We start from the raw sequence: 13,826 nt of genomic DNA, 5'->3' as shown, positions 1-13,826 counted from the left end.
TCTGGGTTGAGTCAGGCAGGCTCTCTTCAAGCCAGGCACCGCGGGCCTGCGCTCACGCGGCCAGCCCGACACTTCGAATCGAAGACAGCCTCACGGCGTCAATAGCGTTCAGAGTCAGGGCTGGCCGCCTCGAGCATCGGCCGGGGAAGCAACGCCCTGACCGACTCCTTGATCTAAACACCCAGATGGTGTTGGTGGTGTAGACGATCCGCCGTAGTTCGGGCGGGTAGTCGAGGAACGGAATGAACTCGTTCCACGCACGACGCCAGACGTCGAGCACTCCCGGGTACTGTCGTCCCCACTCGGTGTCAAGATCCTTCAGGGCGAGCTCGGCGGCCTCGACGGTGGGCGCGGTGTAGATCGTCTTCATGGACTTCACGATCTTCTTCCGGTCCTGGTAGGACACGAACCGCATCGCGTTGCGGATCACGTGCACCACGCATGTCTGGACGACGGCGTCGGGGAAGACGCTGGTGATGGCTTCAGGAAGACCACTCAGGCCATCGCAGCAGGCGATCAGGATGTCGCGCAGCCCGCGGTTGCGCAGCTGGGTGAGCACCGCGTGCCAGAACTTCGCGCCCTCGGTCTCGGCGATCCAGCAGCCCAGCGCGTGCTTGCGGCCCTCGACGTCCACGCCGATGACCAGGTGCGCGCTCTTGATCGTGACCGCGGCCTTGTCCCGGATCTTGATTCGGATACCGTCGATATAGACGATCGGGTAGACCTCGTCGACCGGCCGATTCCGCCAGATCTCGATCTCGTCGGTCACCACATCGGTGATGTTCGAGATCAGTTCCCGTGACGCCTCCACCCCGTACACTTCGAGCAGGTGCGCTTCGATGTCGCGGGTCGACATTCCGCGGGCGTAACAGGAGAGCACCAGCTCGTCGATCTGGCCGACCCGACGGGCGCGTTTCGGCACGATCTGCGGCTCGAACTCGCCATTCCGGTCCCGCGGCACGCTGATCGTCACCGGCCCGTTCGTGGTCGACACCTTCTTGGTAGCGCTGCCATTACGCGAATTGCCGGTACCGTGTCCGGCGGGGTCGTCGCGGTCATAGCCGAGGTGGTGGGTCATCTCGGTCTGCAGCGACCGTTCGAGCACGGCCTTGGTCATCTGGTTGAGCAGTCCGTCGACGCCGTCGATCGGGGTACCGGCGGCCTTCGCATCGGCCAACAGCGCGTCGATCGCCGACGGGTCGAGCGCCTCGGCAAGCCGGCGGGCAGCCGCGGTCTCACCGTCGGGATCGGGTTGGTTCTCGCTCACGTGGGTGTCCCTCCCGACCGCCGTGTTGATCACTGCGGTCGATCTTGGTCCACCCGCGGCTTACACGGCTCGCGTGACACGCCTCTCGGCCCGGTCGCTTCCACCACCGGCGTCTGTCCGACCGGCGCCCACGTCGTACCTGCGTGATGGTCGGTTCGCACGCCGGCCTCGTCACCGAAGTACAGCTTGAGCCCCCTCACGCTGGGCTTGGGCCCGGATCGCGGGGAACTCCTCGATTCGCCACCGGCGGACCGCTTCTGGGTCCTGCTGACTGGCCCGGTACAACGGTCGCTGCGGCGACAGCCCGATACGACGCAGCAGTTGCCCGATCCCCTGCGGGGTCATCTCCACCCCGAACCGGGTCTTCATCAACTCACCGACGATCACCCGGGTCCACAACGCGAAGTCGAACTGGAACTGGCGCGGATCACGCCCGACCAGCCAACTCCGCAATTGCGATGTCTGCTGTTCAGTCAGCTTCGATTTCGCCCCCGGCAAGGGCTTCACGGCCAGCGCCTGCACCCCGCCCTCCCGGTACAGACGCCGCCATTGAAAGTACGTGGCACGCTTCAGCCGTAGCGCCGACATGATCGACTCGCGCCCGATCCCGTCATCCACCATCCGCACGAACTGCGAACGAATCTCTGGCAGCTCACGACGCGGGAGTCGACGTTCCTTCACTCATACACTGAGCCCTTTTCAACCTGCCGTTCCGGCAGCTCAGGGGCCTGGTTGTGTGGGTGCAGACGCCGAGCTGGCGAGCCGGTGACCTGTGCAGCTGTGGTCAGAGCAGTTGCGCTGCAACCTTCGCGATCTCCTGACGCAGAAGCTCGCTGGTCAGGTTGAAAAAGGCTCACTGTCCCCACCACTCCTTCGGACTCCTGCGCGTGTGCATGCCCCATCCGACCGCGCCCCGGACCGGAAGAACCCCAGTTTCCGGTCGGACTCGCCGGTCGTCGCCACCCAAACCGGATCGGCGATGGACGCCCACAACGTCCGCCGCTCGTTCCACAGGGTCGCCCGCCGCCCAGGGTCCCGGCAAAGTCACGTGATCTTGTAGGTGTGCAGGGCCCGGCGGGCGTGGTGGCGCAGTGCGGCGGCGATGTTGGTGACTCCGTCGAGGCGTAGTGAACCGCCCCGGGTTCGGTGGAGGCTCTGAACCCACGGGAGAGTGGATCAGCCTTTGCCAACCTGGTGTTGGGGCTGGTCAGAGCCTGTGCGGCGTGGCGTGCCCTCGGATGGGTGAAGCTCCTGGTAGACGGGCGATTGCTGAGATCGAAACCGTCCGACCAGGAGCTTCAAGGTGCTGTCCTACCCGTCCGGGATGACCGTGTCCAGCCGTGCCCTGCACGTACTCTCTGACGCGCTGCGCGCGCACCGCAACCAGCGGGCGACCCGGTGGCGGAAGCTGACGTGCGGCCGCCAGGCCCTGCTCGTGGTCGCCCACCTGCGCAAGGGCGAGACCTACACCGACCTCGCCTGCGGTTTCCGGGTCGGGACCTCGACGGTCTACCGCTACCTGCGCGAGGCGATCGAGCTGCTCGCGGCGATGGCCCCGACCCTGGAGCAGGCGATCGACGTCGCCATCGGGAAAGCGTTCGTCATCCTCGACGGCACCCTGCTGCGCATCGACCGCGTCGGGATGGCCTCGGGCTATGACCGCGGGTTCTACTCCGGCAAGCACAAGTGCCACGGACTCAACGTCCAGGTCATCGCCGACCCCGCCGGCCGGCTGGTGTGGATCTCCCCGCCGCTTCCCGGAGCCCGCCACGACATGGGCGCCGCCCGCGAGCACGGCATCATCGACGCCCTGACCGAACATGACATCCCCGCCGCGGCCGATACCGCCTACCAGGGCGCAGGCCCGACCGTGACGGTCCCCCAGAGGCGTCGGCGCCTTGATCCCGACACCGGCCACTACCGCCCCTTGTCCAGCAACCAGAAGGCGGTCAACGCCGCGCACGCCCGCCGCCGCGGACCCGGTGAGCGGGTCAACGCCGAGCTGAAGAACTGGAAGATCCTCCGCAAGATCCGCTCCAGCCCGAACCGGGCCGGACAACTCATCGCCGCAGTTCAGACCCTCATGATCGTCAACACCTGACCAGGTTGGCAAAGGCTCACTCTACCACAACGTCTATACGCCAGTTTTCTCACTAGTGCCTCGTCAGGCAATGAGCCTTTTTCAACCTGACCAGCGAGCTTCTGCGTCAGGAGATCGCGAAGGTTGCAGCGCAACTGCTCTGACCACAGCTGCACAGGTCACCGGCTCGCCAGCTCGGCGTCTGCACCCACACAACCAGGCCCCTGAGCTGCCGGAACGGCAGGTTGAAAAAGGCTCAATGTTGGGTAGGTAATCCGGCCTGCGGATCTTGGACTCGGGCGCGAAGTGTTTCTTGGGTCGGGCGTGGCGGTTGGCCCAGCGGATGTAGCCGGCGATCGCGGCTTCCTGGGCGGTGTGGGAGGGGTAGTCGCTGCCGTCGAGGGTGAAGTAGCGCAGCGCGGTGAACTCCGACTCGATCCAGTTCAGCCAGGACGCGTTCGTGGGGGTGAGCACCAGCTCGACGTCGTGGTCGTGGCACCAGTGCGCGACATCGGTGCGCAGGTGCGGGGAGAAGTTGTCGCAGACCACGTGCAGACCGCCGGTGGGGAAACGGCGGCGCAGCTGGCGGAGGAAGTCGAGGAACTCGCGGCCGCGTTTGCGGTCACGGAGCCGGTAGAACAGCTGCCCGGAGGCCAGGTCCAGACCGGCGAACATGTGCCGGACCCCGCTGTGACGGCTATAGGTGGCCCGTAGCCGGGCCGGGCGCCGGATCGGGAACCAGCCCCGACCGGGGCGGGGCAGCAGGTTCAGCGGCCCGAACTCATCGACACAGATCACCCGCGCACCCGGTTCGAGGCGACCGTCGGCGGCGCGGTCGTAGAGGTCGAGGATCCGGTTCATCTTCTCCACGAACCGCGGGTCCCGGCTGGCCTTCCAGGTCTTCGTGGCCTGCCAGCGGACCCCGGCGTCACGCAGGACCTGGCGGACGGTCTCGACGCTGATCACGACCCGGTGTGCGGCGGCGAGGTGTTCGACCAGCTTGGCCAGGCTCCAGGTGGTGAACGGCAACCCGACCTGCTGGGGCGGGGTGCGAGCGACCCGGCAGATCAGCTCACGGACGTGGGGACCGAACCTACGGGGTCGGCCCCCGCTCCATTTTGGGTCCAAAGCGGCGAAGCCCTGCTGGTTGAACGCGTGGATCACCTCCCGCGCGTACTGCGGCTTCGCCGCGAACATCATCGCGGCCTCGGTCGCGGTCCGGCCCTGCACCGAGGCCAGCACGATCCCCGCCCGCCGCAACCGGACCCGGTCCCGCGCCGTGCGCGTGATCCTGACCAATCGCTGGGCCTCGTCCGGGGTCAGTCCCCGGACGAACACCTCCGGCTGTCGCGCCACGGCCATCACCTCCGGCGCACAGCCTCCTGCGCCAGACCGGGACGGATCAAGCCGACACGATTACGTCCCCAACGTTCCCGGACGCGGCACTAGGGTGTGTCTCCCAATGCGCGGAGCCAGGTGACGATTGCCTTCAGGACGGCGCCGCCGCGGAAGGTCAGGGCGAGCTTGTCGTAACGGGTGGCCAGCCCGCGCCACTGCTTGACGTGGCAGAACCCGCGCTCGACGACGTTGCGGTTTCGGTAGTCGACCGGATCGAATGCGGGCGGTCGGCCACCGCGTGAGCCCCGTCGTTTGCGGTGTCCCTGCTGGTCAGAGGGCTCCGGAATGACAGCGATGATCCGGCGCTCGCGCAGGTGCCGGCGGATCGCGCGTGAGGAGTAGGCCTTGTCCGCGCGCACGCGTTCAGGCCGGGTCCGGGGTCGTCCCGGGCCCGGTCGGGCGATGCTCAGGCGCGCCATCAGGTGCGGAAACATTGGCGAGTCGCCGCCCTGGCCGGGGCCGAGGAGGACCACCAGCGGGCGGCCGTGCCCGTCAACGAGCTGGTGGATCTTCGTCGACAGCCCTCCGCGGGACCGTCCCAGCGCGTGATCTGCTGGTTCGGCGAGCAGATTCGTGTAGTTCGATCCGGCCCCCTGTGTCGCGCTTGAGGGTCGCGGCGTGCTGGTGGGCACGGATGATCGTGGAGTCCACGCTGACCGCCCACCCGAGCACCTCGGCGGCGTCGGCCTCGACCAGAAGAGCAGCCAGGATGTGGTCCCAGGTGCCGTCGCCGCTGTAGCGGCGGTGCCGCTTCCACAACGTCTGCCACGGCCCGAACTCGGCTGGGACGTCGCGCCAGGGAAGCCCGCACCGATACCGGTAGATGATCCCCTCGATCACCCGGCGGTCATCGCGGAACGGGCGCCCGCGACGACCCTCGGAGGAGGGCAACAGCGGCGCCAGACGGGCCCACTGGGCATCAGTCAGGACAGCGGTACGCGGCACCGATCAAGCATCGCGCACCCCGCTCCGCCTATCTGGGAGACACGCCCTAGCGGCCAATCCGTTGGGCGACCGTGGCGATCTCGTCGCCGGTGTAGGAACTGCCGGAACCCCGAGATCGACGTCCCGGTGGCATCTATCTGTTGGCGGCGACCTTGTGATTCTGGATGATGCCGATCCTCGTCACCACGGCTGGGGCGTGGGTGAGGTAACCCGACGACCGGGTCCCGGAGGTGTCACGCGCCGGATGTCGGTGGGCGCCGATCTCAGCTCGGTTAGGGTCGGTGCCGGAGCCTCCAGGGTCCGGTGTGGTGGGTCCGCACAGGACCCCCGCCTGCGGCCCTTGGACATCGTGCTCTGTTCCGGTCGTAGGCACGTGAAGGAGCCCGATGCCCAACCAGGACCGCGCCGTCTCTGTGTACCCGATCGCCGTCCGGGAGCTCACCGTCTCGCGGATCGTCGATGTCACACCGGCGCTGCGGCGGGTGACGCTGGCCGGTAAGCAACTCGCGGAGTTCACCGACTCCGAGGGACGCGCCTGGCCGGCCTTCGTCAGCACCGGATTCGACGACGACGTCAGGCTCGTTTTCCCCTATCCGGGGGAGCCCGAGCCGGTTCTGCCGATCCTGAAGGACGGCGGCATCAAGCTGCCCGAGGGGCGCCGCCCGGTCTGGCGGGTCTACACCGTCCGCCGGCACGATCCCGTCGCCGGTGAGCTGGACGTGGAGTTCGTGCGGCACGGAGTGGGCATCGCCACCACCTGGGCCTACCGGGCGCAGCCGGGGGATCGGGTCCACGTGGCGGGACCCGCGGCCTCGCTCGCGCTGCCGGGCACCGACGCACGGCTTCTGGTCGCCGGTGACGACACCGCGATACCCGCGATCTCGCGCCTGCTGGACACCGCGCCCGCCGATCTGCGGGCCGAGGTGTTCCTCGAGATCGCGGAGGACGCCCACCGGGTCCCGCTGGTCGAGCGCCCTGGCGTGCGGGTCATCTGGCTGGTGCGCGACGGAGCCGGGCCGGGGACGTCGTCGCAGCTCGTGACCCGCCTGAACGGGATCGTCGAGGCCCCGGACTGGGATGCCGCGAGCACCGCGGCGTGGCTGGCGGGGGAACAGTCCGTCGTCCGGGACCTGCGCCGCGTGCTCGTCGCCGCGGGGGTGGACCGGCGCCGGATCGACTTCACCGGCTACTGGAAGCACGGCGAGGTCGTGACGCTCGAGTCCGACCCGCAGATCACCGATGAGGAACACAACGCCGAGGCGTTCGAGACCTTCAACGAGCAGGCCGAGCTGCTGCCCCCGCTGGCGATCCGGGCGGCCGCCGACCTCGGTCTCGGCGAGCTCATCGCCGGGGGGACCCACGACCCGGGGGCGCTCGCGGAACGGGCTGGCGCGGACCCCCGGTCACTAGTCAAGCTGCTGCGGTACCTGGCGTCGATCGGCATCCTCGACCGCGACGGCCGGGGCGGGTACACACTCACCGACACCGGCTATTACCTGACCGAGGACCACGTCCTCGATGTCCTACGCCGCGATGGTGTCGGCGCCCGGCGTGAACGGGGCTTCTTCGGGCTGGAGCAGGCAGTGCGTACGGGCCAGGAGGTGTTCACGGCGGTCACCGGCGGTGACTACCCGAGCCTGCGCGCGGAGGAGGGCTTCGCGCGCAGCTTGCTGGACAACACCGCGCACTTCGCCGACTACATCGCCGCGCCGGTGGCCGACTCCGCAGCCCTGGACGGAATAGGGCACCTGGTCGTCCACACCGACGCCGCGGTGTCCGCCGCCGCGGCCGTGGTCGCCCGTCGCCCGGGGACCGCGGTCACGATCGTCACGCCGCCCTCGGACGCCGCCTGGGTCCGGTCCGAGCTGCCGCGGGCCATCCCTGATGCCGGGGCCCGCTCCCGGGTGGAGGTCGTCGTGCAGACCATCGCCGAGACGGTTGCCGCCGCGGACGCGATCCTGTTCGGCAAGGTGCTCGTCCAGTACCCGGACGCGGAGGCGGCGCACATCCTGCGCCGCGCGCGGGAGTGTCTCCCCCTGGGTGGGCGGATCCTGCTCCTGGAGGACGTCCTCGACGATCAGGACATCGACGAGCACGAGGCCGAGGACGACTTGCTGGCCCTGGTCCTGCACGGATCCGGGCTGCGCACCGCCGAGGAGCTCGCCGCCGTGATCACCGCCGCCGAGCTGCGGGAGGTCGCCACCGAGACCGTCGGCTGGGGCGGCACCCTCCGCACCCTGGAGCCGCTCGCACCCGGGGTCGCCAGCACGGCGTGAACGCCGGCGCCCGTCCTGTTTGACCGTCGTCCGGTGGCCGCGGCCCTGCCCCGCCCCGTCGTGCCGTGCCATGCCGCGCCAAGGGTCACCGATTGTTTGCGTCATCCGATCGGTGGAACCAGTAGCGAGGTGTCGTGATTAGGTTTGCCTAAGTTGCTATTTGGTGATGCAAAGGGGTGCCGCAGGGGTGACAGGCAACGGAGGACATCCGGGCGACGTACCGCTCGACCTCGTCGGGGCAGGCTTCGGCCCGTCCAATCTCGGGATCGCGATCGCGCTCCTGGAACGCGGCGCCGAGAAGGGCGACCGGCGACCGACGGCTCGTTTCGTGGAGCGCCAACAGCGGTTCGGCTGGCACCGGGGCATGCTCCTGGAGGGAGCCACCCTCCAGGTCTCGCACCTGAAAGACCTGGTGACGCTCCGCAAGCCGTCGAGCCCGTACACCTTCCTGTCCTACCTCCACGAACGCGGCCGGCTCGCCGACTTCATCAATTACGGGTCGAACTTCCCGACCCGGCTCGAGTTCCACGACTACCTGACCTGGGCCGCCGGCGCCGTCGCGCGCGAGGGAGCCGACGGCGGGGGAGTCTCGGTGGACTACGGCGACGAGGTCGTCGAGGTGCTGCCGGTGCGCTCCGACGACGGCACGGTCGACCTGCTCGACGTCGTCGTCCGCGCCGGTGAGCGCACCCAGACGCTGCGGACGCGCAACGTCGTCCTGGCCTGCGGCCTGCGGCCGTTCCTGCCGGCTGGGGTGGAGGCGGGCCCGCGGATCTGGCACAACCGTGATCTGCTGTTCCGGACCCGTGAGCTGGAGGGCACCGCGCCGGTCCGGTTCGCGGTGGTCGGCGCGGGGCAGAGCGCGGCGGAGACCGTCGAACACCTGCACCGGACCTTCCCCACCGCGGAGGTGCACGCGGTCTTCGCGCGGTACGGCTACAGCCCTGCCGACGACACCTCGTTCGCGAACCGGATTTTCGACCCGGCCGCCGTCGACGACTTCTACGCCGCCCCGGTCGAGGTGAAAGACCGGATCCTGGGCTACCACGCGAACACGAACTACTCGGTGGTGGACCCGGAGCTCATCGAGGGTTTGTACCGGACGCACTACCACGAGCGGGTGGCCGGGTCCGAGCGCCTGCGGTTTCGCAACGTGTCGCGGGTGGCCGACGTCGTCGACGCCGGGGACCGGGTGGAGCTCGCGGTCAAGTCGCTCATTGACGGTGCCCGCGAGGTGATCACCGCCGACGCGGTGGTGTACGCGACCGGTTACCGATCCGCTGACCCGCGGACGCTGCTCGGCGGCGGTCTCGCCGACGCGGTCCTGCGGGACCCGACCGGGCAGCTGCGAGTAGGCCGCGACTACCGGTTGGAGATGGGCGAGCTGCCCTGCGGGGGTCGGATCACGGCCGGGCTCCACGTCCAGGGGCCGACCGAGCACACCCACGGCATCACCTCGACGCTGCTGTCCACGATCGCGGTCCGCTCCGGCGAGATCGTCGACTCGATCCTGTCCCGCTCGCCGGGCGGGGCACCGGTCCGCGCCACCGTGTCTGCCGCCCCGCGCTAGGACCCGTTGTCCCGGCTGACATCCGAACTTCCGACGGAGAACATCCATGTCCGACCGCACGAACCCCTTCGACGACCCCGACGGCCGCTTCCTGGTCCTGGTCAACGACGAGGGACAGCACAGCCTCTGGCCCTCGTTCGCCGAGGTGCCCACCGGATGGCGCAGCGTCTTCGGTGCGGACGACCGTGCCTCCTGCCTCGACCACATCGAGCGGAGCTGGACCGACCTGCGTCCCCGCAGCCTGGTCGAACGCTCCGGCTCCTGACCCTTCATCCCCTCCACATCCCGCGCCGGGCGTCGCCCGGCGAGGAAGGACTCGTCATGTCCGGCGTCGCCGAGACCGTCAGCTACCGCACCCTGCTCAGCGGGAAGATCCACCGCGCCACCGTCACTCAGGCGGACCTGCATTACGTCGGTTCGTTGACCGTCGACGAGGACCTCATGGACGCCGCCGGGCTCGTCGAGGGCGAGAAGGTCCAGGTCCTCGACATCGACAACGGCAACCGGCTGGAGACCTACCTCATCACCGGTGAGCGCGGCAGCGGGGTCATCGGCGTGAACGGTGCCGCCGCGCACCTCGTGCACCCGGGCGACCTGACGATCATCGTCGCCTATCAGCAGGTGCCGGAGCCTGCGGTGCCCGACCACGTCGCCCGGGTGGTGCACGTCGACGTCGACAACCGGATCGTCGCGCTCGGCGCCGACCCGGCCGAGCCGGTCCCCGGTGCCGTGGCCCAGACCGCCGGCCGCTGACCGGCCCCTGAGCACTCCGGGATGAAGGGCACAGCCTTGTCCACGGTCACCCGTGACGCGTTGCGCGACCTCGTCGCCGATCTCCTCGGCGACGATCCCGAGGAGATCGGCGACCACGACGACCTGTTCGAGCTCGGGCTGCAGTCGATCGCGCTGATGCGTCTGGTCGGCCGCTGGCGTGGCGAGGGCCGTACGGTCGGGTTCAGTGACCTGGCCTCGGCGCCGACGATCGCAGGCTGGGCCGACCTGCTCGGCGGCGCCGCGGCGACGGCCGACGCGCCGTCGGCATCCGACATCGAGCCCGGCCCGGCGCCCGGCGGCCCGGGCAACGGGGAGCCCGGTGCGGACAGCGGCGAGTTCCCGCTCGCCCTGCTCCAACACGCCTACTGGGCCGGACGGGACCCGGCCCAGCCGCTGGGCGGCGTCGCGCCGCACCTGTACCTGGAGTTCGACGGGCCGGGACTGGACCCGCAGCGGCTGCGCTCGGCCGTCGAACAGTTGGTGCACCGGCACGACATGCTGCGTGCCCGGATCACCGACAACGGGCGTCAGGAGATCCGGCCCGCCGCCCGATGGGACGAGCTCACCGTGCACGACCTTCGGGAGGTCGACGCCGGGGAACGCGACGCCCGGCTCGCCGCGCTGCGCGAGCAGATGAGCCACGAGCAGCTCCCCATCGAGCAGGGCACGGTGTTCCGGGTCGCGGTCACGCTGCTGCCCGGCGCGTCCCGGCTGCACCTCGACGTCGACATGGTCGCCGCCGACGCCGTGAGCTACCGCCGGGTCCTCGCCGACCTCGCCCGGTTCTACGCCGATCCGGAGCTACCGGTGGACCGCCCCGCGGTCACCTACCGCGAGTACCTCGCGACCCGGCCGGTGGGCCGCCGTGACGCAGTGGAGACCGCCCGCCGGTACTGGACCGCGCGACTGCCCGAGCTGCCCGGAGCGCCCGAGCTACCGACCGTCGAGCACGACGGCCCGGCCCGCGCGCAGCGCCTCGCGCTGACCCTGGAGGGCGCCGAGCGCGCTGCCGTGCTCGCGGCCTGTCGGCGCCACGGCCTGACCCCAGCCGTCGTCGTCGCCACCGTCTACGCCGAGGTGATCGGCGCCTGGAGCGCGACCCCGCGGTTCCTGCTCAACGTGCCGCTGTTCGACCGCGACCCGGTGCACCCCGACATCGACCAAGTCGTCGGCGACTTCACCGGCTCGGTGCTGCTGGAGATCGACCTGACCAGGCCCGCGACGTTCTTGGAGCGGGCGCGCGCGATCCGGCGCCGGCTGCACGCCGACGCCGAGCAGTCGGCCTTCTCCGGGGTCGAGGTGCTGCGCGAGCTGGGCCGCGCCGCCGGGGAGCAGGTACTGGCCCCGGTCGTGTTCACCAGCGGTCTCGGTCTCGGGGAGTTGTTCGACGAGCGCGCCCGCGACCTGTTCGGCGACCCCGTCTGGATGATCTCCCAGGGGCCGCAGGTACTGCTCGACGCCCAGGTGACCGAGGTCGGCGGCCGCATCCTGGTCAACTGGGACGTGCGCGCCGACCGGCTGCCCGACGGTGTGCCGCAGGCGATGTTCGACGCCTTCGCAGGGCTCGTCCGGGGGCTGGCCGACGACGCGACCTGGACCGCGCCGGTGCCCGCGCTGCTCCCGCCGGATCAGCTCGCCGTCCGCGACCGGGTGAACAGCACCGACCACGCGCACGTCCCGCCGCCGCGCACCCTGCACGGCGGGTTCTTCGCCGCAGCCACCGATCGCCACGGGCCCGCTGTGATCTCCGAGCGCGGTGTGCTCACCCACGCCGAGCTCGCCGACGCCGCCCTGCGGGTGGCCGGTGGGCTGCGCGCCCGCGGCCTGGAGCCGGCGGAGCCCGTCGCGGTCACCCTGCCGCGCGGACCCGAGCAGGTCGTCGCGGTCCTGGGCGTGCTCGCCGCCGGCGGCAGCTACGTGCCGCTCGGGGTCGAGCAACCAACGAACCGGGTGCAGCGGATCACCGCAGTGTCTGGGCACCGGACAGCGATCACCAGCGACTCCGGCGGCGACGGAGACCCGGGTGCGGGTCGGGTCGGTCTCGACGATCTGCTGCGCGCCGAACCGCTCCCCGTCCCCGCCGAGCCCGATCCCGAGCAGATCGCCTACCTGCTGTTCACCTCCGGGTCGACCGGCGAGCCGAAGGGCGTCGAGGTGCCGCACCGCGCGGCCACCGCGACGATCGACGACCTCCTCCGCCGGTTCGCTATGGGGGAGTCCGACCGGACCCTCATGGTCTCGGCGCTCGACTTCGACCTGTCGGTGTTCGACGTGTTCGCCGCGTTGCACGCGGGCGGGGCCGTCGTCGTACTCGCCGAGGGCGAGCAGCGCGACCCCGACCGGTGGGCGCAGCTGATCCACGACCACCGGGTCAGCGTGCTCAACTGCGTCCCGCCGCTGCTGGACTCACTGCTCGCCACCGAACACGACCTAGGGCCCACGCTGCGTCAGGTACTGCTCGGCGGGGACCGGGTCGGCACCGACCTGCCCGGGCGGCTGCGCGAGCGGGTGCACGGCTGCGCCTTCGCCGGGCTGGGCGGCACCACCGAGACCGCGATCCACTCGACGATCCAGGACGTGCCGGGCGAGGTGCCCGCACACTGGACCTGCGTGCCCTACGGCACCCCGTTGGACGGGGTTCGGCTGCGGGTCGTCGACGCGGCCGGCCGGGACGCCCCCGACCACGTGCCCGGCGAGCTGTGGATCGGCGGTGCCGGGGTCGCCCACGGCTACCGCGGCGACCCTGCCCGCACCGAGGACCGGTTCCCGGTCCTCGACGGGTTCGGCTGGTACCGCACCGGTGACCTGGGCCGCTACCGGCCCGACGGCACCGTGGAGTTCCTCGGTCGGCGCGACGACCAGATGAAGCTCAACGGGTTCCGCATCGAGCCCGGTGAGGTCGAGGCCGCGGCCACGGCGCTACCGGGCGTGCACGGCGCCGTCGCGGTGGTGGTGGGTCGGCGGCAGGCGCTTCTCGCCCTCGCCGTCCACGGCGGGGCCGACCCCGATGACGTGGCCCGCGCGCTGCCCGCGACGCTGCCTCCGCACATGGTGCCGCGGAGCGTCGTCGCGCTCGACGGGCTCCCACTCTCGGGCAACGGCAAGGTCGACCGGCGGGCGGTGCGACGGCTCGTCGAGGAGCAGATCGGCGACGACGGCCCCGGCGCCGCACCCGACTCCGCCCTCGAACGCGTCATCGCCGGCGTGTGGGGCGAGGTGCTCGGCCGCGGCCCGGTGAGTGTCGAGACCTCGTTGTTCGCACTCGGGGGCGACTCGGTGCTGGTCACCGCGATCGTCGCCCGGCTGCGTGCGGTGCTTGACACCGCCGCGGTGTCGGCGCGCGCGGTGTTCGCCCACCCCACCGTCCGCGGCCTCGCGCACGAGCTGCGCCGTGGTGAACCCGACCGGATCGACGCGGTCGCCGAGGTGGTCGAGGAGATCGGTGCGATGGACGACGACGAGATCGACGCCGCACTCGCCGTGAGCGACTGACCGACCAGCCTCGTCCACCACCAT

Annotated in this window: 10 protein-coding genes; 6 read left to right on the top strand and 4 right to left on the bottom strand. The window is 70.4% G+C overall.

Going from position 1 to position 13,826, the window contains the following annotated elements; genetic code table 11:
• Nucleotides 1-52: 52 nt before the first annotated feature.
• Nucleotides 53-1,267: an IS256 family transposase gene (locus AFB00_RS29525; protein ID WP_261340662.1), complete on the bottom strand. Its 1,215-nt coding sequence runs from the start codon at nt 1,265-1,267 to the stop codon at nt 53-55.
• A 171-nt stretch (nt 1,268-1,438) separates the two neighbouring features.
• Nucleotides 1,439-1,948, bottom strand: a complete 510-nt coding sequence (locus AFB00_RS29520; RefSeq protein ID WP_156819893.1) for a winged helix-turn-helix domain-containing protein — start codon at nt 1,946-1,948, stop codon at nt 1,439-1,441.
• Nucleotides 1,949-2,570: 622 nt separating this feature from the next.
• On the opposite strand from AFB00_RS29520, the gene AFB00_RS29515 reads away from it, so the two are divergent.
• Nucleotides 2,571-3,368: a transposase family protein gene (locus AFB00_RS29515; protein WP_068796318.1), complete on the top strand. Its 798-nt coding sequence runs from the start codon at nt 2,571-2,573 to the stop codon at nt 3,366-3,368.
• An 81-nt stretch (nt 3,369-3,449) separates the two neighbouring features.
• Here the strand turns inward: AFB00_RS29515 and AFB00_RS29510 are convergent, their stop codons facing one another.
• Nucleotides 3,450-4,703, bottom strand: a complete 1,254-nt coding sequence (locus tag AFB00_RS29510; protein ID WP_231974576.1) for an IS630 family transposase — start codon at nt 4,701-4,703, stop codon at nt 3,450-3,452.
• A gap of 89 nt (nt 4,704-4,792) precedes the next feature.
• Nucleotides 4,793-5,690 (bottom strand): IS5 family transposase gene (locus AFB00_RS32575; RefSeq protein WP_156819426.1). Its coding sequence is split into 2 segments (ribosomal slippage): nt 4,793-5,338 and nt 5,340-5,690, totalling 897 coding nucleotides; the frame shifts between segments, so codons are not numbered across the junction.
• A gap of 386 nt (nt 5,691-6,076) precedes the next feature.
• Here AFB00_RS32575 and AFB00_RS29495 point away from each other — a divergent pair.
• The 5 genes from AFB00_RS29495 (at nt 6,077) to AFB00_RS29475 (ending at nt 13,802) form a co-directional block, all read left to right on the top strand.
• The gene (locus AFB00_RS29495) at nt 6,077-7,966 is read left to right on the top strand and encodes an SIP domain-containing protein (protein WP_068800837.1); all 1,890 of its coding nucleotides are present in this window, start codon (nt 6,077-6,079) and stop codon (nt 7,964-7,966) included.
• Nucleotides 7,967-8,153: 187 nt separating this feature from the next.
• Nucleotides 8,154-9,536: a lysine N(6)-hydroxylase/L-ornithine N(5)-oxygenase family protein gene (locus tag AFB00_RS29490; protein WP_231974575.1), complete on the top strand. Its 1,383-nt coding sequence runs from the start codon at nt 8,154-8,156 to the stop codon at nt 9,534-9,536.
• 46 nt (nt 9,537-9,582) lie between these two features.
• Nucleotides 9,583-9,801, top strand: a complete 219-nt coding sequence (locus AFB00_RS29485) for an MbtH family protein (RefSeq protein ID WP_068800836.1) — start codon at nt 9,583-9,585, stop codon at nt 9,799-9,801.
• A 56-nt stretch (nt 9,802-9,857) separates the two neighbouring features.
• Nucleotides 9,858-10,289, top strand: a complete 432-nt coding sequence (gene panD / locus AFB00_RS29480; RefSeq protein WP_068800835.1) for an aspartate 1-decarboxylase — start codon at nt 9,858-9,860, stop codon at nt 10,287-10,289.
• Between the two features lie 21 nt (nt 10,290-10,310).
• Nucleotides 10,311-13,802: a non-ribosomal peptide synthetase gene (locus AFB00_RS29475; RefSeq protein WP_068800834.1), complete on the top strand. Its 3,492-nt coding sequence runs from the start codon at nt 10,311-10,313 to the stop codon at nt 13,800-13,802.
• Nucleotides 13,803-13,826 lie beyond the last annotated feature (24 nt).

Source organism: Pseudonocardia sp. HH130630-07, assembly GCF_001698125.1.
Lineage (GTDB): Bacteria > Actinomycetota > Actinomycetes > Mycobacteriales > Pseudonocardiaceae > Pseudonocardia.
The sequence above is the reverse complement of the archived record's forward strand: the minus strand, read 5'-3'. Positions and strand labels throughout refer to the sequence as shown.

Bases quoted from the DNA above. Each gene is read 5' to 3' on its own strand.
- panD (WP_068800835.1), top strand. From the start codon at position 9,858: ATGTCCGGCGTCGCCGAGACCGTCAGCTACCGCACCCTGCTCAGCGGG.
- AFB00_RS29475 (WP_068800834.1), top strand. From the start codon at position 10,311: ATGAAGGGCACAGCCTTGTCCACGGTCACCCGTGACGCGTTGCGCGAC.
- AFB00_RS29495 (WP_068800837.1), top strand. From the start codon at position 6,077: ATGCCCAACCAGGACCGCGCCGTCTCTGTGTACCCGATCGCCGTCCGG.
- AFB00_RS29485 (WP_068800836.1), top strand. From the start codon at position 9,583: ATGTCCGACCGCACGAACCCCTTCGACGACCCCGACGGCCGCTTCCTG.